Here is a 23,067-nt window from a genome sequence, read left to right as displayed (position 1 = left end):
TCCTCCAAACTTATCTATGAAATCCCAAATCTGCTGGATTTACATCTCCTGAAATTTTTTTTATTTTACCATTTTCTCTTTCAAATTCTTCTCTTAACTTCGAGACTTTTTTTATTAACTCAATAGTATCCATTTCTAAATTATTTGCATTAAATCTACCTTTTGACCAATAATCAATCACAAGCATACTATCACCACAAATAATACTTTTCCCATATTTTGCAGCAATTTTCAAAGCGATAAACAATCCAGTAAGTTCACCAAAATTATTAGTTCTTGTTGGTGCAACATTATAATTTCCATGTTCATTTATCTTTTTTGGAGACATAATTTGATAGAGTAAAGAATTTCCATCAAAATCAGTCACTCTAACTTCAACACCTTCTCCTCTACCAGTTCCCGCATCAAAATAAATCGCATCCCTATCAAGTTTTTCTAATAATTTTTCATTTACTTCTTGCTTTTTCTCATATTCTGCACCATTAATTAACCATTGAGTAGCCTCATCTAAGTCTTTAAAAGATTTATATCTTGCTTTTTTACCTTTTGTTGCTGCTTGACACTCTTCCCAAGTATCTACAATATCAGTTTTCCCAGTTTCTAAAAGATAATATGCATAAACTTTTTTATTTTTTTTCATAAATTATAAGTTTAATCCACCGTCTATTCTTAAAACTTGTCCAGTAATAAATTTAGAATTGTCACTTGCTAAGAATAATGCTGCATTTGCTACATCTTCAGCATCTCCCATTTTTCTTAAAGGTGTGTTATCTAGAACTTTTTCTACAACTTTTTCTGGCAACACATGTGTCATATCTGTTTTAATAAATCCTGGTGCCAACGCATTCGATCTTAAATTTTTTCTTCCAAATTCTTTAGCCCAAGTTTTAGACATTGCAATAACTCCACCTTTTGTTGCTGCATAGTTAGTTTGTCCTAAGTTTCCGTCAACTCCAACTACTGAAGCCATGTTAATTACGCTTGATGCTTTACTTTTTAACAATAATGAAACGAATCCTTGCATTACATTGAAAACACCTTTTAAGTTAATGTCTACAACTAAATCCCAATCTGCTTCTTTCATTCTTTGTAATAAAGAATCTCTTGTAATTCCTGCGTTATTTACTAAAATATCTAATCTTCCATATTTTTCTTTTAATTCTTTTGCAACTTCTTTAATATTTTCTCTATCGGTTACATTTAATTTAATGTGAGTTATATTTTCGTGTGTATAATCAGCATCCATCAAATCTCCTGAAATTACAGTTGCTCCATTTTCTGCAAATTTTAAAGCTATTTCTTTTCCAATTCCCCTTGCTCCACCTGTTATTAAAGCTATTTTCCCATTTAACACTGTTTTTCCACCTTCCTACTTTTTAATTTTTTTTTCTAAATATTTGTATAACTTAAAATTTTAAAATTTCAAATTGTTTATTGAAAAATTTTTTTATTTCATCACTTCTAATTTTACTCTTGTTACTCCTGCACTTATGCTAGCAATTTTTGAAAATGCTGCTTTACTTAAATCTATTACCCTTCCTTTGGTATAAGGTCCTCTATCATTTACTCTTACAATTACTGATTTTCCATTATTTACATTTGTTACTCTAATTTTTGTTCCAAATGGCAATTTTCTATGTGCCGCAGTTAAAGCGTTATTATTAAATCTTTCACCACTTGCCGTTGCTGAACCATGTAAATTACTGCTGTAATAAGAAGCCATTCCTGACTGATAATGTGTGAATTTATCAAGATCCTTTTCTGGTATTGTAATTTTTTTATTACTTTGTTCTGAAACATTGACATCTAAATCATTATCAACGTTGTTCTTTATCATTTCTTCTTTTATAAAAATTGTTCCTGTTTCTTTTGCTGTTGTAATCAATGAAGTTGATAGAGATAATCCCAAAAGTAATGCTATTATTTTTTTCATAAAATCTCCTCCATATCTTTATTATCCACACATTATAGCATATTTTACTAACCCAAGCGCTTAGAACATTCTTAGTTCTTGATTTCTGGTTCTTTTACGTGTTGAATTTTTTCACTACTTGTAGTAATTACTTCAAAGCTATATCCAGCCTTTTTATATCCATCAATAATAGTTTGTAATGCTTGAACAGTTGTTCCTTTAACATTTGTATCGTGCATTAAAACGTCAATTTCTGGGTGATTAGTACAAATTCCATATTTAATTAATTTTTGTACAGGTACTCCATTTCCACTAGCATCTGTTGAATCACAGTTCCAATCGTGATAAATATATCCTTCTCTTGCCATTCTAGTAATAATTTGTTGTTTCAAGGCTTTTGATGCAATTGCATTACTAGAACCTCCAGGGAATCTTGTAATTTTAACATCTTTTCCAGTTTTAGCTTTTACAGCATCACGTAATCTATACAAATCTTCAAAGAAATTATGTTCATTTGCATAAATATATTTGTATTCATGTGTATAACTGTGCAATCCTATTGCATGACCTGCATCTACGATTTTTTTATATTGATCTTGATCACGTCCTATTACAAAGAATGTTGCTTTTATATTGTTTCTTTTCAAAATTGCTAAAATTTTGTCAGTATTGTTAGAAGGTCCATCGTCAAATGTTAAATGAACTATTTTTATTTTCCCTTCTTTTTTCATTTTTTCATATTTTTCTTTCACTACTTCTTCTTTTTTAGATATTTCTGCAAGTTGTTTCTGTTTAGTTGCTTTTTCTTCATTTAATTTTTTGATATTACCTTTTAAACTACTACTTTGTGCAATTTTCGATGTAGATCCATAAATATTCAATCCTGAATAAACAAATCCTGCACAAGCTATTAAAAATCCAATAATTGATAATCCTTTTTTCATTACTTTCTCCTTTATTTACTATATTTTTCTACGATTTCTTGAGTTTTTTTTGTTCCTTCTTCGGTCATTTTAATTCTATCGTCTATTTCTTTAACTTCTTTTGCTACTTTTTCTTTTTCTACTTTCAATGTAGGAATTTCAGATTCTACAGTTGCTTTTTTATTAACTAAAACAAAATGTGTAAACGCTGTCAACACTATTGAAATTAGAAGTAAAATACCTACTTTCTTTAAATTTTTGCTTTCATTTTCTTTTTCTCTTTCACGGGTATAAACATATCCGTAATTGTCTTTTTTTCCCATCTTTCTCCTCTTTTCCTTTTTATTTTTGTACTTATACTAATTTTAATGAACCGCTCCTTTGTCTATTTCTTAACTTTTTATTATTCAAAAACTAAATAATAAAAAGACCTCTTAAAGAAGAGGTCTTTATAAAAGGGGGGGTTAATTGAGGTTTCAGATCTTTTTGATCTGAATGTATTATACTACATTTTCATTATTTTATTATTAACAAAAAATTAATTCTCAATTAAAATAAGCCTCTTCGGTTCCATTACTCATTTAGTATATAATATATTTTGAAAAAAATAAAGACCTATTTTTATATTTTTTTGAAAAATTTCTTTCAATTTTACCATCTTTTCAATAAAAATTATACTAAATATCGGTTCTCGTTTAAATATATTAACCAAATAATTTAGAATAAATTTTTTTACATCGTCAAATGCTTGTAAAATTATAACTTTTAGACTATAATATACACAACATATTGAAATTCATGCAATAAATTTAAAATATAATTTTTTAGAAAGGAGAAAATTGTTTTTAAAAAATAATTGGAAAAATAGAAATTTTACATTTTTTGAAGACAATTTATAATAAATAAATGGAATTATTAACTAATCAATTAAAAAAAATATTTTCAGAAAATATAAATAATATTTTTAAACAAGATTTTTCTGAAAAAATAAATATTGAAAATTCTACAAAAAAGGAATTTGGTGACTTTCAAACAAATTTTGCAATGATGAATTCAAAAGCAATCGGTAAAAATCCTAGAGAAATTGCAACTACCTTAGTTGAAAATTTTAAGGAAAACGATTTAATTGAAAAATTAGAGATTGCGGGACCTGGATTTATTAATATTCATTTGAAAAATAATTTTTTGAATAATGAAGTGAAAAAGATTGATAATGAAAAATATGATTTTTCGTTTTTGAATGTTGATGAAACAGTTATTATCGACTATTCTTCACCAAATATTGCAAAAAGAATGCATATTGGACATTTGAGAAGTACGATAATTGGTGATGCAATTAAAAGAATTTTAGATTTTATTGGGTTTAAGACGATTTCTGATAACCATATTGGAGATTGGGGAACTCAATTTGGGAAATTAATTGTGGCGTATAATAAATGGTTAGATAAAGAGGCTTATGAAGCTGATCCAATTGGTGAATTAGAAAGAATTTATGTTTTGTTTTCTGATGAAGCAAAAAAAGATCCGACTTTGGAAGAGGTCGCAAGAAATGAATTGAGAAAATTACAAATGGGTGATGAGCAAAATAATAAACTTTGGAAAGAATTTATCGAAATTTCTTTAAAAGAGTATAATAAAGTTTATGATAGATTAGGTGTTAAGTTTGATCACTATTTTGGAGAATCATTCTATAATGATCTGATGCCAGATGTGTTGGAAGAATTGAAGGAAAAAAATATTGCGAAGGAAGATCAAGGAGCTTTGGTTGTTTTCTTTGAAGAAGATAAATTGCCACCTGCTCTTGTACAAAAGAAAGATGGAAGTTTTCTTTATGCAACTTCTGATTTAGCGACAATTAAGTTTAGAAAAAATGAATTAAATGTGGATAAAGCTGTGTACGTAACTGATGAGCGTCAACAAAATCACTTTAAGCAAGTTTTTGAAATTAGTGAAATGCTTGGAGCACCTTACAATTATGAAAAATCACATGTTTATTTTGGAATTATGAGATTTGGAGATGGAATGATTTTCTCTTCTCGTAGCGGAAATATCATTAGACTTGTAGATTTGCTAGATGAAGCTAAAAAACAAGTAAAATCTGTTATTGATGAAAAAAATCCTAATATTCCTGAAGATGAAAAAGAAAAAATTGCTGAAATTGTTGGTACTGGAGCTATCAAATATTTTGACTTGAGTCAAAACCGTACTTCTGATATTTTGTTTACTTGGGATAAAGTATTGAGTTTTGAAGGAAATACAGGGCCTTATTTACAATATACTTACGCAAGAATCCAATCAATTTTGAGAAAATTGAAAGAAGAAAATATTTCTGTTAAAAATAATGATATTATTTTAGATGATATGTTTGATATTGAAAGAGAATTGGCAGTAGCTTTATTAAGATTCCCACAAACTGTTGTAAAATCTTATGAAACTTACAGACCAAATATTATTGCAGATTATTTATTCGATACTGCAAAATTATTTAACAATTTCTATAATTCTAAATCTATTTTGAAGGAAACTGATAAAAAGGTTATGGATGCTCGTATTTTGTTAGCTCAGAAAACAGCATCTATCTTGAAACAAGGATTGAATCTATTAGGAATTGAAACTGTTGATAGAATGTAATAAAGGATTTTATGAGAGCTAAATTGTAGCTCTCATATTTTTTATCCTTATCAAAATTTATTTTTCTAAATATTCCTTATCAAATTTTACCATTTTTTCAACATTCACAATTGCTAGTATCATATCATTTTTTAGAATTTTTTCATCTGGAGAAAGCGATATTCTTAGCTCTTCTCCCTCTCTTTGAATTCCAATAACATTCATTTCATATTTTTTTCTCAAATCTAACTCTTTAAGGTTTTTTCCTATAATTTTTTTGGATGCCTTAAACTCAAAAATTCTATATTTTTCAGAAAATTTTAAATGTTCAGTCAAATTTGGTCTTAAAATTTTAAGAGCTAATTCCTTTCCTACACTTTCATCAGGAAATACAACTTGCATTGCTCCTATTTTTTTTAAAACTTTTCCCTCAATTTTCGTAATAGCCTTACAAATAATCTTCTTTATTCCCAGTTCCTTCAACATAACTGTAACTAATGCACTCGTTTGCAAACTCCCTTCAATACAAATGAAAGCCACTTCAAAATCATCACTATTAACCACTTTCTTTAATGCATTTTCTTCTGTCACATCAAAAGAAACTGCCTCTCCAACAATCTCATCATCTATTATCTGCTGTACAAGTTCCTCATTTTTATCAATCACAAGTACAGTTTGATTAAATTTATAAAGTGTTTTTGCAATAGTTCTTCCAAATTTTCCAGCTCCTATAACTAAATATCCTGCCATTTTTCCTCCTAAAATTTATCCAATTAAAATATTTTCTTGTGGACGACTAATATTTTCTTTCTTCATTTTCGATTTTGATAATGCTAAAGCAATTGTAAGTGGTCCAATTCTTCCGACAAACATTGTAACAATAAGTACGAATTTAGAAATACTTGTTAAATTCGGCGTCAAATCTCTCGAAAGTCCAACTGTTCCAAAAGCTGAATATACTTCAAATGCTAAATCTAAAAGATTTCTGTTTCTTTCTAACAAAGTTAATAAAAATACACAAATTGACGTATAAATAAGCGATATGAACAATATTGCAATAGCTTTGTTGTAAATTCTCCAACTTACACTTCTTTTATTATATTCGATTATATTTCTATTTTTTAATGTCGCCCAAGTTCCTAAAACAATCAGTCCAAACGTTGTTGTTTTTATTCCTCCACCAGTTGAACCAGGAGATGCTCCGATAAACATAAAAATAATAAATAAAAATGATGTAGAAATTTTTAATCCCGAAATTGAAACCGTATTAAATCCTGCTGTTCTGGTAGTTACACTTTGAAAAAATGCTGCTCCTAATTTTTGAAAAAGTGGCAAATTTCCTATTGTTTTTGGATTAGAATACTCTAAAATAAATATTGCTATCGTTCCGATTAAAACTAGGAATATCGATATTTTAATACTTAATTTTGTTGTCGTTGTCAATCTTTTTTCTTTTTTTCTAAATACATTATAACAATTTAATATTGTTGAAAATCCAATTCCTCCTAAAAATATCAAAACTGGAATTGTAATATTTATTATAAAACTATTTTTGAATCCATACAAATTATCGGAAAATAATGCAAATCCCGCATTACAAAATGCCGAAATAGAATGAAAAAACGAGTAGTAAACTGCTTTCAAAAAACTAAACTTTTTTATAAATTCAAAAAATAAAATAATTGCTCCAATAAATTCAATTAGAATTACTGCAAAGATAACTTTCGTGACATATTCCTCAATTTTAAAAGTTGTATCAATATTTATATCTTCCTGAACCACTTTTTTTGTGTAATATCCGATTTTCTTAGAAATCAAAATAATGATAACAGAAGTAAATGTTATCACTCCAAGTCCTCCAAGCTGTATCAAAATTAAAATAATTAATTGTCCAAAAGGATTATAAATACTGGCTATATCTATGCTCGAGAGTCCCGTTACACAAACAGCTGATGTCGCTATAAAAAATCCATCAATCAGTTTTACACTTTTTCCATAATTCACTGAAATTGGAAAAGACAATAAAAATCCACCTAAAATTGTAACTCCCATGAATGATAACAATATTATCATATATGGTGAAAAAAATTTATTTTTTAAAAACATTTTATTTTCCTTCTTTCACTTTTTCTTATATCTTTTTTCTTAGAAGAAAGCTCCTATAACTAAAATTTTTGAGATTCACATACTCACAATAAATTTATCCTGTCCACTTCACATCGCAACTCTTATTATTTCGTATCTTTTTTAGAAATAATCACTGTCGAAACCGCATATTCCTTACTGTGAGAAATACTTACTTGAAAAACAAAATTCTTTGTAAAATCCTTCAAATTATTATACAAAATAATATTTGGTTTTCCCAATTCATCATTCAAAATCTCAATATCCCTCAAAGAAAAATTTCTCACTCCTGTCCCTAAAGCCTTAGAAACGGCTTCTTTTGCCGCAAAACGTCCAGCATAACTCGCATATGGATTCCTCTTTTTTTCAATATGCTCAATCTCATTTTTTGTGTAAACTTTCTCTTTAAAAGTTTTCGTCCTATTAATCGACGTTTCTATTCTTGATATCTCTATAATATCTGTCCCAATTCCATAAATTTCCATCATTTCACCTCCAAATTTCAAAAAAATTTGACTAAAATGCCCCAACCTACATTTTTCCTAATTCATAATATTTTTAATCTTTGTAATATTTTTCAATCACATCCAACAATCCATCTTCTGTATATTTCTCAGCTTCGATATTTACTTTAATTCCATATTTTTCAATAGTTTTTGTAGTAACAGGCCCAATCGACGCAATCACTTTCCCATCTAAAATATTTTTCAATTTTTCAGTTTTATTCAAATCATCAATTCCTAAATTTTTTACAAAAGACTCAAAAGTTGAAGAACTTAAAAACATTAAAATTTCACTTTTTCTAACTTCTCTCTCAACTTTTTCTTCTTCAATCTTAACCTGCTCCGTACTATAAACAACAACTTTCTCATATTTTCTACCATATAATTTATCATATTTTTCAGTATCCACAGGTGAAATATTTGAAACTACAAATAACACTCTCTCATTAGGATTTGTAAATTTCACACTTTCTGCTGCCAGACGTTCCACAGTATATTCTTTCGGATAAAAATCAGGAATTATCTTGTAATTTCCCATTTCTTCAGCAGTTTTCGTCCCGACAACTCCAATTTTTACATTAGCCAACTGACGCATATCCTTGATTTTATTCATAAATCCAATTACAGAATTTGCACTATTAAACAAAATCGCTCCATACTGCGACAAATCAGGCATCTCAAACTCGTTGTATTCAATATTAATTAACGGCAACGAAACAGCCTGTCCACCAAGCTCATTTATTTTATCCGCAACCTTTTTCTGTTTTTCTTTATTCCGTGTCACCAAAATATTTTTTCCACTCAGAACTTTCTTCTCAAACCACTGCATTTTTTCCCGTAAATTTACAACTTCCCCAATAATAATTATTACTGGCGATTTTACATTATTTTCCTTCACAATTTCCACAATTGTTCCTAAAGTTCCAGTATAAGTTTTTTGCTTTGAAGTAGTTCCATCTTTAATTATCGCAACTGGCGTATCCACTTTTTTTCCGTTTTCCACAAGGTTTTCCACAATTTTTTCAAGATTTCCTAATCCCATTAAAAATATTAACGTTCCATCTAATTTCGCAATTGTTGAAAAATCATGCTCACTTCCGTCAATTTTTGTGTGACCTGTAAATACGTGAAACGACGTGTTTATTCCTCGGTGAGTCACTGGTATTCCTGCATAAGCTGGAACCGCTATCGAAGAAGTAATCCCAGGAATTACCTCAAACTCAATATTTTCAGCCAACAATGCCTCAATTTCCTCACCACCACGACCAAATACAAAAGGATCTCCTCCCTTTAAACGTAGTACAATCGCATTTTCAAACGCTTTTTCCACAATTGTCTGATTAATTTTCAATTGCAACTCGCCACCCTCGGTATTTTCTTTCCCCATATAAATCAATTCCGCTCTAGGTTTTGAATACTGCAAAATATTTGGATTCACAAGTCTATCATAAATCACACAATCTGCCTTCTCTAAAATATTTTTCAATTTCAAGGTAATCAACTGTTCATCTCCACAACCAGCACCAGCAATATACACCTTTCCTTTAACTTTATTTTTCTCCATTTTTACCACTCTCTTTATTTTTTCAGCCAATTCCTGTGCCAATTTTTCAGCATCATATTTTTTACCCGTAATTTCCTCTAAAATCCGAGTATCTTCCTCATAAAACATTCCTTTCAAAGTCAAATTTTCTCCATCTATCTTCGAAGAACACCCAATCGGCGTATGGCAACCTCCATCAAAAATTCTAGAAAATTCTCTTTCCGCTTGACACATTAATTTAACCTCGTCATCGTTAATTTCCTCTAACAAAGTCCGAATTTTATCATCATTCTCACGACATTGAATACACAAAATCCCTTGTCCTGGTGCTGGTATAAATTCATTTTCCCTAAAATATTGAGTTATTCTATCTTCCAAGCCAACTCTTTTCAATCCAGCCGCTGCCAAAACAATCGCATCATATTCTCCATCATCCAATTTTTTCAATCGAGTATGAATATTCCCTCTAATCGACTTTATTTGAACATCCCTTCTCAAATTCAAAATTTCCTTTTCTCTTCTTGTACTTCCTGTCCCAACAATCGCATTTTCAGGCAACTCCTCTAATTTTTTCCCATTTCTAGAAACCAATACATCTCGATTATCTTCTCTTAGCGGAAACGAAGCATTTAAAAGTCCATTTGGCGTAACCTGTGGCATATCCTTCAACGAATGTACAGCCAAATCAATCTTGTTCTCCAGCATTTCCCTTTCAATCTCTTTCACAAATAAATCTTTTTGTGAAGTCCCTTGAATCTTCTGAAAATCACGCAAATCTTTATCTCCCTTTGTCACAATAATCTTCAATTCCACATCTAAATTTTCAGCTCCACCAAAAATTTTCGACAATCTCGTATCTCCACTTTTTTTCAATTCTAAATATTTATCTTCAATTAATTGCTTTACTTTCTCCGCTTGAGCTAGTGCTAAAATACTTCCCCTAGTCCCAACTACTATTTTATTACTCATAATCCCTCCTAATGCTTACTTTTTAAGATACTTCTCTCTCTTCAACAATTTTTCAATAGTTTCCTTATATTGCTTGTCAATAATGTAATAAAACTCATCCACAACCTCATCTCTCTTCTTGACATTCTTATTATACTCTTCCCAAATGTCATCTAAATGATACAACATAGTATTACTAGCCTCACCAATACTTGTCTCAATATCTCTTGGAACCGCCAAATCCAAGAAAAATCTCTTCTTCCCATCACTCAAAATTTTTCCCATCTTATCCTTTTCCAAAATCAAATGTGGCGCCGAAGTAGCACTTATCACAATATCACTTTTTTCAACAACATCATATTTTTCCTTAAATTCAGCTGTTTCCACATTATTAAAAACTTTTTTCAATTCTATAGACTTCCTATTACTTCTATTCGTCATAATCAAGTTACAATTATCATATTTATGAAGTATTGCCAAAATCGACTGACTTAAATCTCCAACTCCAATAACGAATATTCTTTTTCCATCTAATTCTCCAAATTTATTTTTTATAAATTTTACTGAAATTGAATCTAACGAAAGATTTTTTTCCGTAATTTTACTTTCCGCTCTAAATTTTTTCCCAACTTCAATTGCACTATTAAAAATAATATTTAAAAAACTCGAAGTCTTTTTATTTTCCAAATGCGCCAAATACGATTTTTTAATCTGAGCCAACACTTGATCTTCACCTTTTATCACCGAATCCAAGCCACATATCACCTCAAATAAATATTTAATCGCCTCTTTCCCTCGACATTCCAGCGTACTCTTCGCATTAAATCTACTTCGCAATTCCTCAATATCTAATTTTTCCGTTATCTCTAAATACATTTCCACTCTCAAACAAGTCTCAGTCGTAATATATCCCTTAATCAATCCCTTTTGCAAATATTCTTCCAATATTTCTTTATACTTGCTTCTCACAAAATTTTCTCTCTCTTCCAAAGGCATACTTTTATAACTAAAACTCAAAATATAGAAATTTGTTGTAATATCACTGGTCATCTCTTCTCCATTTCCTTATATTAATTTTGATACTCTTAACCAAAATTTTACTATTTTCATTTCAGAGTATTTTACAATAAACTTTTTTAAAATTAATAATATAATTATACTACATTTTTCATTATTTATGAACTGGGAAAAAAATTTATTAAAATAAAAATTTGACATTTGATTAAAATTGGTATATAGTATTTAATTATAATTAAATGCTAAGTTAGGAGATGAATTTATGGAAGATTTGATTACAGAAGAAACACGTTCAACTTGGAAAACAAAATTAAGAGCGATGGGGCCTGGTATCCTTATGGCATCAGCAGCTGTAGGAGGTTCACACATTGTATCATCGGCACAAGCGGGAGCAATTTATGGATGGCAACTACTTCTTGTCGTTATTTTAGTAAACTTGTTTAAGTATCCATTCTTTAGATTTGGTGTTCAATATACACTGAATACGGAAAAAAGCTTGGTTGAAGGATATAGCAACAGAGGAAAAGCTTATCTTTGGATATTTTTCATACTAAATGTATTTTCAGCAATGGTAAATACAGCAGCTGTAGGTATTCTTACAGGAGCAATTATGATGAATATCATTCCAAAAAGTTGGGGACTTTCAGTTGGACAAATAACAATAATATTAATAATTTTAATTTGGGCAATGATAATTCTTGGAGGATATAGTGTTCTTGATGGAATTTCAAAATTTGTTATGATTACTTTGACACTAGCAACAACAATTGCAGTAATTATCGCTGCTATTAAAGGTGGTCGTCATATTCCAGCAAATTTTGTAGCACCTTCACCATGGAATCTTGCAGCACTTCCATTTATTATATCATTAATGGGTTGGATGCCTGCACCAATAGAAATTTCAGCAATAAATTCAATGTGGCTGGAAGAAAAGAAACGTACATCAGAAGTTTCATATGAAGATGGATTATTTGATTTTAATGTTGGGTATATTGGGACAGCTATTCTTGCAGTTATCTTTTTAGCACTTGGAGCATTAATCCAATACGGTTCACCGGAAAAAGTAAAACCAGCAAGTGCCGCTTATATCGCACAACTTATAAAAATGTATATGTCTGAAATCGGTTCATGGTCAAGATTGCTTATCGCATTCATTGCGTTTATGTGTCTTTTCGGAACAACAATTACAGTTATTGACGGATATTCTCGTGCAAATGAAGAAGCATTACGTATTCTTTTAAGAAAAGAAAAATCTTCGCAAAAAGCTCTTAATATCTGGTTTACAGTAACTTCAATAATAGGTATTTTAATCGTACTTTTATTCGAAGGAAACGTTGCTAAAATGATGCGTTTTGCAATGATTGCCTCATTTATCTCAACACCAGTTTTCGCATGGTTGAACTTACAACTTGTTAAAACAGGAAAACATAAAGTTTCAGGAGCATTATACTGGCTTTCTGTTGTAGGATTAATTTACCTTTCAGGATTTGCAATTTTCTTCTTAATTGCTTATTTTGGAAAACTTGTATAAAAATTTTAAAAAAATAAAATAATTAAAAAATGTACCCAGAACTAATTAACATAAAATTTAAAAAGTTTTAAGGTACATTTTTTATTTCTAATTTCTAATTAAATTTTTTCAATTCATTCATAAATTTAGAATAAGGACAATATCCATCTTTATCTACTTTACAATTTTTCATTTCTAGAACTGCATGTTTCGGAGGATTTGCTTTTGTCAATTTTTCTGTATTTCTTATTTGATCCATTGACTGATAAACATATTCCACTTTCACTTTTTTCTCTCCAGTTTTTTTATCTTTCCAAACTTCAAAAAATACTTTTCCACCAATTGGTGTACTTTCTACTTGATCTTTTAATTTATAATCTTTAAAATTCAATGCTTTCAACATCGCAACAATATTTGAATCATGCCCAACTAATACTGTAACTTTATGATTTGAAGAATCAATATCATTGTAAATATATTTTATTAATGGTGCCGCTACATTTTTAGCTACTTTATCTGTCGCAAATAACAAATCTTCATATCCATTTTTAATATCTGCTATTTGTTGCCATTTTTCCATCGAATTAACGTTGTTACCTGCTATCTCATTCAAAGGATATCCTTCATAATATTCCAACAACAATGCATCTGAAATTTGAGTTCCCAATTTTATTGGTCCATCTACTCCTGGCTCTTTCCCCTTTTCAATCTTCAATGTCCCTTGTTCATTATATAAAACACATTTACCATCTTTCACACATTCTTCTGACTTAGTATAAGAAATTACATCGCTTATTGTTTGGTACGCACCCTTTAATTTTTCATTTCCTTTATCTAATTTCATTCCTTTCAATGCTTCTTCTTTAAATTTAGCATCGTCAGTCGTAATCACTGGATTAAACACTGGATCCATCTTGCCAATTTCCATTTTATGTTCCGCTTTTATATCACACCCTGGAAAAATCCCAGTAGTAAGTGCCTGACCAGTTGCAATCGTTCTTTGTAAACTATTTGTATAAATATGAACATTTTCAGGATTCAAGCATTCTCCTGTTTTCATCACATTATTTTCAGTCAACCAGTCATTTATATATTGTCCAAAATAAGTTTCTAAAATAGCTCCCTTTTTTGTCAAATGACTAGCTGGAACATCCCATTTTGCCCATTCATATGGGGTAACTTTAGACAATTTACTTCCAGATGCCGTTAATGGCGAACGTAATCCATGTCTACTAAAAATCAGAACTTTTTCCAATTCCATATTTTCACTCGAAAATGCTAATAAACCACATACAACAAACATAAAAAATGCCATAATCCATCTACTTTTACCTTTTAGCATAACTCTCTCCTCACTGAATACTTCAAAATCATATTCCTTCTATATAATATTTATTTTCAGTAAAAGTATAACTTTTATTTGATGAATGTCAAGTTATAGAATATATTAATTTTTAATAAAAGAAGTGCCAAAACCAGAAATTTTAGCACTTCTTCATTTCATTATTTCTTAAATATTTTCTTAAATAAAATTATCTAAAAAGTTCATTTAAAATATTAATAATCGAATACAATTGATTTAACTCTTGTCATACTTTCGATACTATATTTAATTCCTTGTACTCCTGCTCCTGAACCTTTAATTCCTAAGAATGGGAAGTTGTCTGGTCCTCTTTGAGTTTTGTTGTTTATATGAACAGTTCCTACTTCCAATCTTGTAGCGATGTCAAATGCTTTTTTGAAATCATTTGTGAATACAGAAGATTGTAATCCATATTCTGATTCGTTACAAATTTTAACTGCTTCATCTAAATCTTTAACTCTAATTATAGGCAACACTGGTCCAAATGGTTCTTCCCAAGCAATTTGCATATCTAAACTTACATTATCAAACACAACTGGCCATAATAAGTTTCCTTCTCTTTTAATTGGTGTTAATGCTTTGGCACCTTTTTCAACTGCATCATTAATTAATCCTTCAACAAAATCAGCTGATTTTGTATCTATTAATGGAGTAATATCCGCATTATCAAATGGATCTCCTACTGTTAATTTACTTACTTTTTCTTGAATCAAGTTAGCTAATTTATCAGCTACTTCTTCCACAACTACAACTCTTTTAATTGCAGTACATCTTTGTCCAGAATAACTGAAAGCTCCACCAATAATATCTTTTGCAGCTTTTTCTAAATCAGCATCTGCAGCTACAATCGCAGCATCTTTTCCACCTAATTCCAATAAAATAGGTCTCATTCCTGCTAATTCTCCAATTTTTCTACCAACTGGTGTACTTCCTGTAAAGTTTATAAAATCAACAGCTTTATGTGCGATTAAATAATCTCCAATTTCAGAACCTTTTCCTGTTACAGAGTTTAATACTCCTGCTGGAATTCCTGCTTCTTGGAATGCTTTAATTAACAATAATCCACTTATAGACCCTTGTGTAGGTGGTTTAAACAATACAACGTTTCCACCAATTAAAGCTGGTGCTATTTTTGAAGCTGATAAGTTTACTGGATAGTTAAATGGTGCAATTGCTAAAACTAATCCCATTGGTTCTCTTCTTACCATAGCTAATTTTCTGTTGCTTCCTGCTTCAAAACTTCCACCTTCTACGATTTCTCCAAAAGTTCTCAATCCTTCATCAGCCGCATATCTAATCAAATCAGCAGTTCTAACAACTTCTCCAATTGCCGCTTTATGACCTTTAGCAACTTCTTTTGCCAAAATTTCTCCAATTTTATCTTTATCTCTTTCTAAAATATCAGCTGCTTTATACAAATATTTTGCTCTTTCTACAGCTGAAAGATTTCTCCATCCTTCTAACGCTTTTTTAGCAGTTTCCATAGCAATATCAACTTCTTCTTGAGACATTGCAGGTACTGTTCCTAATTCTTCATTGTTAATTGGTGAATAAATAGTAATTTCTTTTGCTGAATGTACCCATTCACCGTTTACTAAGTTTTGATATTTCATTAAAAATATTCCTCCTTCTTTATTCTTCTATATATAAATGATATTTTATATCCTAAATTATTTATCCTTTGAATTCAACCATTCTAAAATTTCATCATAAATTTTATGTTTATTAATCTCATTCAAAGATTCGTGTCTCCCATCTTTATTTTCCAACACTCCTATTTTTATTTTATTCTTTCTCAAATTTTTCAATAATTTATTTATATACCCATAATTTAATGCTCTATCCTCTGTCCCATAAACTACTAAAATTTTAGAATCTTTATTTATCTGTTTATACTTTCGGTTAATTATTCTCATCATTTGAAAAATTCCAGAAAAGAATTTTGGCGAAACTGCATATCCACAAAACTCATCTTGCTCATATTTTTTAGCTTCCATTTCATCTCGTGTCAACCAATCCACTTTACTTTTATTTGGTGCAAAACTTTTATTATACCCAATAAATATTTTATTAAAAGTCGACTTTTTCCTAAAAAACAACAATTTTTCAAAAAATGAAACAACACTTGCACTCCATACAGGTATTTTCGGCTTAACTGGCCATCCTGAAAGAATAAAATATTTAAAATCTTTCTCAATTCCAATTTTTGTAGCCATCAACGAACCCATACTATGCCCAAAAATTACAGTATTTTCTGAACTAACTCCATATTGCGACAAATGTTCCAAAAACATATCCACATCACTATAAACATTTTTTATTCCTTTTTTCCCAAAATCACCGATTTCACTATCTTTCAAATCTCCATGACCTCGAATCTCCATAACATAAACATTATACCCATTCGCCGCCAAAAACTCTCCAAATTCCTCGTATCTCGTAACTGGTTCTGTCATTCCATGAAATATAATCACATTATTTTTCGCATCAACTCTTTTTGATTCAAAAAGTAAATACGGTATTTGTAAACCATCGAAACTCTCAAAATACTTTTTTTCCATTTCATTCCCTTCCCTAAATTGCTTATTTCTTAAATACATTATATCACATTTCTCTACTTTTTTTCTTGTATTTTTTTTACAATTTTCAAAGCTAAGTTTCTCGGAATAAATTTTCCAAAGAAAACCGCAATTTTATTCAATTTGCCAGGAATAATTATACTTTTCCCACGAGAAAAATCTCTATAAGCTATTTCTGCAACTTTTTTCGCACTCATTGTCTTCATTTTATTAAATATGCCACTTATCTCTTCCATTTTTTCAAATTCAGTCATTGTCGGACCAGGACACAATGTCGAAATTCTCACATTTGAACCTCTCATTTCTTCACGAATTCCTTCAGTAAAAGTCAAAACAAACGATTTACTAGCATAATACGTCGCCATCAACGGTCCACCAGGCTGAAACGATGCAACTGATGCCACATTCAAAATCCCTCCCTCATTCCTTTCCTTCATTTTTCGTAAAAAAATCCACGTAAGCTCAACAAGTGCTTTCACATTTACATCTATCAATTTCAAATTCTTCTCAAATTCCTCATTCGATAAATCCGAAAACTTCCCAAAAATACCCACTCCAGCATTGTTAACAAGAACATCAACCTGAATACCCTTTTCCTCCAAAAAATCAACCAATCTTTGAATACTTTCACTCCTAGCCAAATCCAAGACCAACCCATTAATCAAAATTCCAGAATTTATATCCTCAAGAATTTCTTTTTTTAATTCATCCAATCGATTCTCTCTTCTTCCAACTAACACCAAATTAAAACCGTTTCTCGCATATACTTTTGCCAATTCTCGACCTATTCCACTACTTGCCCCCGTTATCAGCACTGTTTTCATAAATTTCACCTCAATCTAACTTTATTATTATAGCAAAATTTCCCCAAAATTGTAATATTTCCAAATTTTTCATAATCTAAATCAATATATTTTATTAATCTTTATCTATAAAAAATAAACTTTTTTTATTAATAATTATCTAAATCAAATATATTTTGATAATAAAACCAATATTAATCATAACATTATTTTTTTTAATACTCAAATGTTTTTCATTAATCATAAAAAATATATAATTTCAATTTCAACAATTTACAAATTTACTTTTCCAAATAAATTCCCATTAAATATCTTCGAGAATTATCCCTGTACTCATTTTCAAGCTCCTCAACAACTTCAAATCGCAATTTTCTATATAATCTTTGAGCCCTTTCATTGTCTACTTCCACCGTTAATTCGATATTTTTAATTCCCAATTTTTCCAAATTCTCCAACACAAATTTTAACAATTTTGTAGCATATTTTTTCCCTTGAAACTCTGGAACAGTAAAAACTCCATAAATATAGGCTTTATCACGATTAAAACTACTCAAAACTTCCACCACAGAAACAATTTTTTCATTCTGATTTTCATCTTGAATCAATGTCGCATATATCTTCCCATACTTTGCAAACGGCTTAACATTCCAATTCCCAATAGACGCATCTCCAAACACTTTATTTTCATGTTCAACTATATCAAATAAGATTTTCTCATCCTTTTTAGCATGTAATTCTCGCATAATAACTTTTTCTTCCATTTCACCACTCCTAATAATTTTCCTATAAAACCTTTCCTAATAATAAACTTCTGCTAAATACAATCCCTCTGACGGTGCCAAAATCTTTTGTCCATCAACATCAGGATTCTTCAATTTTTCTTCAATATAATTCCTATCTTTTTTTCCAAAATAAACCGCCAAACTCGATCCAATCATTATTCTAACCATCGTTTTCAAAAAAGAACTTCCACAAATTTCAATAATTATCCTATCTCCTTCTTCCTTAAAACATTTCACAGAAAATATTTCTCTCACAGGATTTTTCTTCACTTTATCTTTTTTCATAAAACTACTAAAATCATGTTTCCCCACAAAAATTTCCATAATTTCCTGTAATTTATCCGTTTTCACATCATCTTTAATCTTTGTCACACAATGCGTCTCAAATGGTGTTATCACTCTCTCAGACTTCATCACATAAACATATTTTCTACTCTTCGCATCATATCTCGAATTAAAATTCTCATCCACCTCTTCAATCGCCAAAACTTTCACTTCCCCATACAAAGCTTTATTTATCTGTCTTTCAACCGCCTCCAACGGAATATTCTCATCAATAAAAAAATTAGAAACCTGTCCAAGTGCATGAACGCCTTTATCTGTCCGTCCTGATGAAATCATATTTACTTCTTGCGAAAAAACCGTTTTCAAAACCTTCTCTATTTCTCCTTGTACCGTTTTTTCATTTACCTGTCTCTGAAATCCAAAAAATTTGCTTCCATCATACTGATAAATCATTTTCACATTTCTCTTTTTCAAATTTTCACCTCAATTCCACTCCATTCTTTGAATAATCATAATTATATATTTTTTTCTAACTTTTATTCTTTATTTTTATTATTTTAATTTTTACAACTCTAAAAAAATAAAATAAATTCATCATTCCTCTGCATCATTTCTTAAAAAAACGAAATAAAAATTTTATTTTATTAATAAACTTTAAAAATTTTTATTGATTTATTAACAAATAATGTGATATACTAATGGTGAATAAATAATTTAACTTTTTCTTCATAACTTCCTAAAAAAGACTTTGATTTTCAAAGTCTTTTTTTCATTTATGTTTATATATATTCACAAAATTATTTTTTATTATATTTTAAACTATATTCAATCTAAGTCATAATCTTTTTTCTCATATAATAAAAATATTAAATTAAAAAAAAATAGAGCCTCTTATGCCCTTTTCTTAACAAAATATTCAAATGGTGCGAAAGGTGGGACTCGAACCCACATGTACAAAGACGCTAGATCCTAAGTCTAGTGCGTATACCAATTTCGCCACTCTCGCATTCACCTAATTACTAAAATGGTGAGCCATACTGGGATCGAACCAGTGACACCTTGATTAAAAGTCAAGTGCTCTACCGACTGAGCTAATGGCTCATATTATGGGGTGATCGACGGGACTTGAACCCGCGACAACCAGTGCCACAAACTGGCGCTCTACCAACTGAACTACGATCACCATAAATATGCAATTTATTTAATTTTAAATACCCAAAATAAAAATGGAGCGGGAGACGAGGGTCGAACTCGCGACATTCAGCTTGGAAGGCTGACGCTCTACCAACTGAGCTACTCCCGCATTTTTATAGATGGTCGGTGTAGCAGGATTTGAACCTGCGACCCCCTGCTCCCAAGGCAGGTGCGCTACCGAGCTGCGCTATACACCGTATTATATTTTTTATCCTCACTGGACAAGAAATATAATACCATACTTTCAAAAAATTGTCAACTACTTTTTTTCATTTTTTTAGTTTTTTTTCTAAAAATAACTTCAAAGACTTATTTTATCAATGTTTTAATTATTTGATTTTTTGAAATTATTTTTTTGAAAATTATTTTGTTCCAAAAATTCTATCCCCTGCATCTCCTAAACCTGGATAAATATACGCCTTTTCCGTCAATCCTTTATCAATAGAAGTAATATATAAATCAACATCAGGATGTTTTTTAGCTACATTTTCTATTCCTTCTGGTGCTCCAATTATACATAACATTGTTATATTTTTTACTCCAATTTTTTTTAAATAATCAATTGTATAAATCATCGAACCTCCTGTTGCAAGCATTGGATCTAAAACAAATACTTGACTTTCAGTTATATTTGAAGGCATTTTTGCATAATAATAAGTTGGTTTTAAGGTTTCCTCATTTCTGTAAACTCCTAAATGTCCTATTTTTGCATTTGGAAGTAATTGCATAATTCCATCAACCATTCCAAGTCCTGCTCTCAATATTGGAACTAATGTAATTGGATCTTCTAGGATTTTGGCTTTCGTTGCTTGAATTGGAGTTTCTATTTCAATTTCTTTTAATTTTAAGCCTTTTGTAGCTTCATATACCATCAATCCTGCTACTTCATTCAAAATCTCTCTAAAATGTTTTGTATCTGTATTTTTATCCCTTAAATTAGTTAATTTATGTTCAATTAAAGGATGTTTTAATTCGTAAACCGCCATTTTTTATCACTCCTATATTTTATTTTTTATATATCAAAATCTATGACAACTAAAACATAAAGATCTTCTTTGTTAATCAATAAATTTATAAGTTTCCATTACTTCTAGTATACCTCATTTTTTGATAAAATTTTACATTTTTTTATTTTCTATTTCTAAATATAATTATTTAGTTATTTATAAACAAAAAAACAGAGCAAACTATTTAAATAGAAACTCTGTTAATATTAATTTTACTAACATTACAATTATGCAATTTTAGTTTTATTTTGATAATTTATCGAATTATAAATTATATTTTTTCTTAAATTTATCAACTCTTCCTGTTTCATCAACAAATTTAGATTTTCCAGTATAGAATGGGTGTGAAGTTGAACTTGTTGCAACTTTAATTACAGGATATTCTTTTCCTTCAAAAGTAGTAGTTTCTTTTGAACCTTTTGTTGATTTACCTAAGAATTTTTCTCCGTTACTTGTATCTTCGAATACAACAAAATCGTATTTTGGATGTAAATCTTTTTTCATTATTGGCTCCTTTCCTTGCTATAATTATTAAATTATATTATTTAATTTCTAACATTTATACTAATCATATCATATTTTAGTATGTTTTTCAAGAAGATTTTTTTAAAATAGCCTTTAAAATGAAGAAGTGAAATTTTTTAAAGCACAAGACACCCGTGAATTTAATCATGAATGAGTTGTGCTTTTTTCTTAAAAGGCCCAATTTCCTTTTCTAAATACAGGAATTTTCGTTCCATCTTCCAAAATTCCGTCAATATCCATTTCAGCATCACCAATCATAAAATCAACATGTGAAATTGATTGATTAATATGAGCTTTTATTAATTCTTCTTCTGTCATTTTTGTTCCATTTTTTACATTAGTCGGGTATGCAGCACCTAATGCTAAGTGGTTTGAGGCATTTTCGTCAAATAATGTTTGATAATAAAGAAGTCCTGAATTTGAAATAGGCGAATCATTTGGCACAAGAGCAACTTCTCCTATTCTTTTCGAACCTTCATCAGTGTCAAGCAACTGTTTCAAAATGTCATAACCTTCTTCTGCTTCAAAATCTACAACTTTTCCATCTTTAAAAGTCAATTTGAATTTGTCAATAATGTTTCCTTGATACGAAAGTGGTTTTTTATTAGAAACATAACCATCTACACGATCTCGGTCTCCAGCTGTAAACACTTCCTCTGTTGGCATATTAGGCAAGAAATCAGCTCCTTTCGCATTAACACTTCCAGCTGCCACCCAAATATGATTTTTAGGAAGCCCAACTGTCAAATCAGTTCCTTTAGAAGTATAGTGAAGTGCCACGAAATTTTTGCTATTCAAAAATTCAGCTTTTTCATTCAAATTCTTTCTATGTTCTTCCCAAGCCTTAACTGGATCATCTTTGTCAACTCTTACAGTTTTCAATATTGCATCAAGCAATTTTTCTTGTGCAACATCGGTATCTGTTTCGTCTGGGAATACAACTTTTGCCCAATCTGCTGAAGGATAACTTGCAATCGTCCATGAATTTACATCTGTCATAATACATGTTCTGTAATGTTTGTAGGCTTCTCCCGCATTTTTTGCCAATGCTCCTAATTTTTCTGGATCAATTCCTGCAAATAAATTTGGAGAACTACTTAAAATGTGGATAAACACTACATTATTATCAAGATAATCATTTCTCTCGTCAATCGCCCATTGAGGAATGTGAGAATAATCTTCTTTTGACTGGTATTCAGCATGAAGTCTCGACAATTTATCATCTGTCAATTTAACATGAACATCACTCGCTCCCTCTTTATAAGCTAATTCCGTAACTTTATAAACCAATGGCAACGCATCAGTCGTACAGTTTACCCAAACTTTCTGTCCTTTTTGAACATTTGCTCCAATTTTTACGATTACTTCTGCATATTTATTTAATTTTTCTTCAAAGTTGTTCATTTTCTAGTTCCTTTCGATATTTTGTGAACTACTCC

At 29.9% G+C, this 23,067-nt stretch carries 21 protein-coding genes, 5 tRNA genes and 1 pseudogene; 2 read left to right on the top strand and 25 right to left on the bottom strand.

Going from position 1 to position 23,067, the window contains the following annotated elements; all coding sequences use genetic code 11:
• Positions 1-10 precede the first annotated feature (10 nt).
• The 5 genes from J4863_RS01195 to J4863_RS01175 form a co-directional block, all read right to left on the bottom strand.
• Positions 11-640 (bottom strand): ribonuclease H family protein, encoded by a 630-nt coding sequence (locus J4863_RS01195; RefSeq protein WP_211618660.1) that lies wholly within the window; start codon positions 638-640, stop codon positions 11-13.
• A gap of 3 nt (positions 641-643) precedes the next feature.
• Entirely contained in the window at positions 644-1,354 is a 711-nt protein-coding gene (fabG, locus tag J4863_RS01190; RefSeq protein ID WP_211618658.1) for a 3-oxoacyl-ACP reductase FabG, read from the bottom strand.
• A 93-nt stretch (positions 1,355-1,447) separates the two neighbouring features.
• A complete protein-coding gene (locus tag J4863_RS01185) occupies positions 1,448-1,933 on the bottom strand; it encodes a septal ring lytic transglycosylase RlpA family protein (RefSeq protein WP_211618656.1) in 486 nt (161 codons plus the stop codon).
• Between the two features lie 71 nt (positions 1,934-2,004).
• Entirely contained in the window at positions 2,005-2,856 is an 852-nt protein-coding gene (locus J4863_RS01180; RefSeq protein WP_211618654.1) for a polysaccharide deacetylase family protein, read from the bottom strand.
• An 11-nt stretch (positions 2,857-2,867) separates the two neighbouring features.
• A complete protein-coding gene (locus tag J4863_RS01175) occupies positions 2,868-3,158 on the bottom strand; it encodes a hypothetical protein (protein WP_211618652.1) in 291 nt (96 codons plus the stop codon).
• Positions 3,159-3,741: 583 nt separating this feature from the next.
• Between J4863_RS01175 and argS the strand changes: the two genes are divergently transcribed.
• A complete protein-coding gene (gene argS, locus J4863_RS01170; RefSeq protein ID WP_211618650.1) occupies positions 3,742-5,466 on the top strand; it encodes an arginine--tRNA ligase in 1,725 nt (574 codons plus the stop codon).
• 57 nt (positions 5,467-5,523) lie between these two features.
• Here the strand turns inward: argS and J4863_RS01165 are convergent, their stop codons facing one another.
• The 6 genes and pseudogenes from J4863_RS01165 to hemA all read right to left on the bottom strand — a co-directional run bounded on the left by J4863_RS01165 (position 5,524) and on the right by hemA (position 11,613).
• The gene (locus J4863_RS01165; RefSeq protein WP_211618648.1) at positions 5,524-6,195 is read right to left on the bottom strand and encodes a TrkA family potassium uptake protein; all 672 of its coding nucleotides are present in this window, start codon (positions 6,193-6,195) and stop codon (positions 5,524-5,526) included.
• Positions 6,196-6,210: 15 nt separating this feature from the next.
• Positions 6,211-7,551 carry a TrkH family potassium uptake protein gene (locus J4863_RS01160; protein WP_211618646.1) on the bottom strand — a complete coding sequence of 447 codons (1,341 nt, stop codon included), beginning with the start codon at positions 7,549-7,551 and terminating at the stop codon, positions 6,211-6,213.
• A 125-nt stretch (positions 7,552-7,676) separates the two neighbouring features.
• The gene (gene acpS, locus J4863_RS01155; protein WP_211619271.1) at positions 7,677-8,054 is read right to left on the bottom strand and encodes a holo-ACP synthase; all 378 of its coding nucleotides are present in this window, start codon (positions 8,052-8,054) and stop codon (positions 7,677-7,679) included.
• A gap of 73 nt (positions 8,055-8,127) precedes the next feature.
• Entirely contained in the window at positions 8,128-9,636 is a 1,509-nt protein-coding gene (gene cobA, locus J4863_RS01150; protein WP_211619270.1) for a uroporphyrinogen-III C-methyltransferase, read from the bottom strand.
• A pseudogene (hemC, locus tag J4863_RS01145) lies at positions 9,625-10,587 on the bottom strand (hydroxymethylbilane synthase); the annotation flags it as partial. The gene cobA and the pseudogene hemC, both read right to left, overlap by 12 nt.
• A gap of 12 nt (positions 10,588-10,599) precedes the next feature.
• The gene (gene hemA / locus J4863_RS01140) at positions 10,600-11,613 is read right to left on the bottom strand and encodes a glutamyl-tRNA reductase (RefSeq protein ID WP_211618644.1); all 1,014 of its coding nucleotides are present in this window, start codon (positions 11,611-11,613) and stop codon (positions 10,600-10,602) included.
• 229 nt (positions 11,614-11,842) lie between these two features.
• Between hemA and J4863_RS01135 the strand changes: the two genes are divergently transcribed.
• On the top strand, positions 11,843-13,111 hold the full coding sequence (locus J4863_RS01135) for an NRAMP family divalent metal transporter (RefSeq protein ID WP_211618642.1): 1,269 nt from the start codon (positions 11,843-11,845) through the stop codon (positions 13,109-13,111).
• Positions 13,112-13,205: 94 nt separating this feature from the next.
• Here the strand turns inward: J4863_RS01135 and agp are convergent, their stop codons facing one another.
• The 14 genes from agp to J4863_RS01065 all read right to left on the bottom strand — a co-directional run bounded on the left by agp (position 13,206) and on the right by J4863_RS01065 (position 23,032).
• Positions 13,206-14,432: a bifunctional glucose-1-phosphatase/inositol phosphatase gene (gene agp / locus J4863_RS01130; RefSeq protein WP_249111536.1), complete on the bottom strand. Its 1,227-nt coding sequence runs from the start codon at positions 14,430-14,432 to the stop codon at positions 13,206-13,208.
• Between the two features lie 215 nt (positions 14,433-14,647).
• Positions 14,648-16,066, bottom strand: a complete 1,419-nt coding sequence (locus J4863_RS01125) for an NADP-dependent glyceraldehyde-3-phosphate dehydrogenase (RefSeq protein ID WP_211618640.1) — start codon at positions 16,064-16,066, stop codon at positions 14,648-14,650.
• 57 nt (positions 16,067-16,123) lie between these two features.
• A complete protein-coding gene (locus J4863_RS01120; protein ID WP_211618638.1) occupies positions 16,124-17,014 on the bottom strand; it encodes an alpha/beta fold hydrolase in 891 nt (296 codons plus the stop codon).
• A 53-nt stretch (positions 17,015-17,067) separates the two neighbouring features.
• Complete coding sequence (locus J4863_RS01115) at positions 17,068-17,856, bottom strand: SDR family oxidoreductase (protein ID WP_211618637.1); 789 nt, start codon at positions 17,854-17,856, stop codon at positions 17,068-17,070.
• A gap of 260 nt (positions 17,857-18,116) precedes the next feature.
• Positions 18,117-18,596: an N-acetyltransferase gene (locus tag J4863_RS01110; protein ID WP_211618635.1), complete on the bottom strand. Its 480-nt coding sequence runs from the start codon at positions 18,594-18,596 to the stop codon at positions 18,117-18,119.
• A 36-nt stretch (positions 18,597-18,632) separates the two neighbouring features.
• Positions 18,633-19,376, bottom strand: a complete 744-nt coding sequence (gene truA / locus J4863_RS01105; RefSeq protein ID WP_211618633.1) for a tRNA pseudouridine(38-40) synthase TruA — start codon at positions 19,374-19,376, stop codon at positions 18,633-18,635.
• A 447-nt stretch (positions 19,377-19,823) separates the two neighbouring features.
• Positions 19,824-19,908 (bottom strand) — tRNA-Leu (locus J4863_RS01100).
• Between the two features lie 19 nt (positions 19,909-19,927).
• Positions 19,928-20,003 (bottom strand) — tRNA-Lys (locus tag J4863_RS01095).
• A gap of 6 nt (positions 20,004-20,009) precedes the next feature.
• A tRNA-His gene (locus J4863_RS01090) sits at positions 20,010-20,085 on the bottom strand.
• A gap of 44 nt (positions 20,086-20,129) precedes the next feature.
• Positions 20,130-20,205, bottom strand: a tRNA-Gly gene (locus J4863_RS01085).
• Between the two features lie 11 nt (positions 20,206-20,216).
• A tRNA-Pro gene (locus J4863_RS01080) sits at positions 20,217-20,293 on the bottom strand.
• Positions 20,294-20,458: 165 nt separating this feature from the next.
• Positions 20,459-21,082, bottom strand: coding sequence for a uracil phosphoribosyltransferase (gene upp / locus J4863_RS01075; protein ID WP_211618631.1), 624 nt, complete (start codon positions 21,080-21,082; stop codon positions 20,459-20,461).
• A 285-nt stretch (positions 21,083-21,367) separates the two neighbouring features.
• Positions 21,368-21,607, bottom strand: coding sequence for a type B 50S ribosomal protein L31 (locus tag J4863_RS01070; protein WP_211618629.1), 240 nt, complete (start codon positions 21,605-21,607; stop codon positions 21,368-21,370).
• Positions 21,608-21,796: 189 nt separating this feature from the next.
• A complete protein-coding gene (locus tag J4863_RS01065) occupies positions 21,797-23,032 on the bottom strand; it encodes an aminopeptidase (protein WP_211618627.1) in 1,236 nt (411 codons plus the stop codon).
• Positions 23,033-23,067: the final 35 nt, after the last annotated feature.

Origin of the sequence: Leptotrichia sp. oral taxon 221 (assembly GCF_018128245.1) — a bacterium.
Taxonomy (GTDB): domain Bacteria; phylum Fusobacteriota; class Fusobacteriia; order Fusobacteriales; family Leptotrichiaceae; genus JABCPH02.
This window is presented reverse-complemented; position numbering and strand designations above follow the sequence as displayed.

Coding starts and splice junctions, on each gene's coding strand:
- cobA (WP_211619270.1), bottom strand. CDS start 9,636: ATGGAGAAAAATAAAGTTAAAGGAAAGGTGTATATTGCTGGTGCTGGT.
- agp (WP_249111536.1), bottom strand. CDS start 14,432: ATGCTAAAAGGTAAAAGTAGATGGATTATGGCATTTTTTATGTTTGTT.
- J4863_RS01165 (WP_211618648.1), bottom strand. CDS start 6,195: ATGGCAGGATATTTAGTTATAGGAGCTGGAAAATTTGGAAGAACTATT.
- J4863_RS01110 (WP_211618635.1), bottom strand. CDS start 18,596: ATGGAAGAAAAAGTTATTATGCGAGAATTACATGCTAAAAAGGATGAG.
- J4863_RS01120 (WP_211618638.1), bottom strand. CDS start 17,014: ATGGAAAAAAAGTATTTTGAGAGTTTCGATGGTTTACAAATACCGTAT.
- hemA (WP_211618644.1), bottom strand. CDS start 11,613: ATGACCAGTGATATTACAACAAATTTCTATATTTTGAGTTTTAGTTAT.
- J4863_RS01175 (WP_211618652.1), bottom strand. CDS start 3,158: ATGGGAAAAAAAGACAATTACGGATATGTTTATACCCGTGAAAGAGAA.
- J4863_RS01125 (WP_211618640.1), bottom strand. CDS start 16,066: ATGAAATATCAAAACTTAGTAAACGGTGAATGGGTACATTCAGCAAAA.
- J4863_RS01135 (WP_211618642.1), top strand. CDS start 11,843: ATGGAAGATTTGATTACAGAAGAAACACGTTCAACTTGGAAAACAAAA.
- J4863_RS01180 (WP_211618654.1), bottom strand. CDS start 2,856: ATGAAAAAAGGATTATCAATTATTGGATTTTTAATAGCTTGTGCAGGA.
- J4863_RS01070 (WP_211618629.1), bottom strand. CDS start 21,607: ATGAAAAAAGATTTACATCCAAAATACGATTTTGTTGTATTCGAAGAT.
- J4863_RS01195 (WP_211618660.1), bottom strand. CDS start 640: ATGAAAAAAAATAAAAAAGTTTATGCATATTATCTTTTAGAAACTGGG.
- J4863_RS01185 (WP_211618656.1), bottom strand. CDS start 1,933: ATGAAAAAAATAATAGCATTACTTTTGGGATTATCTCTATCAACTTCA.
- J4863_RS01065 (WP_211618627.1), bottom strand. CDS start 23,032: ATGAACAACTTTGAAGAAAAATTAAATAAATATGCAGAAGTAATCGTA.
- J4863_RS01115 (WP_211618637.1), bottom strand. CDS start 17,856: ATGAAAACAGTGCTGATAACGGGGGCAAGTAGTGGAATAGGTCGAGAA.
- J4863_RS01160 (WP_211618646.1), bottom strand. CDS start 7,551: ATGTTTTTAAAAAATAAATTTTTTTCACCATATATGATAATATTGTTA.
- acpS (WP_211619271.1), bottom strand. CDS start 8,054: ATGGAAATTTATGGAATTGGGACAGATATTATAGAGATATCAAGAATA.
- argS (WP_211618650.1), top strand. CDS start 3,742: ATGGAATTATTAACTAATCAATTAAAAAAAATATTTTCAGAAAATATA.
- upp (WP_211618631.1), bottom strand. CDS start 21,082: ATGGCGGTTTACGAATTAAAACATCCTTTAATTGAACATAAATTAACT.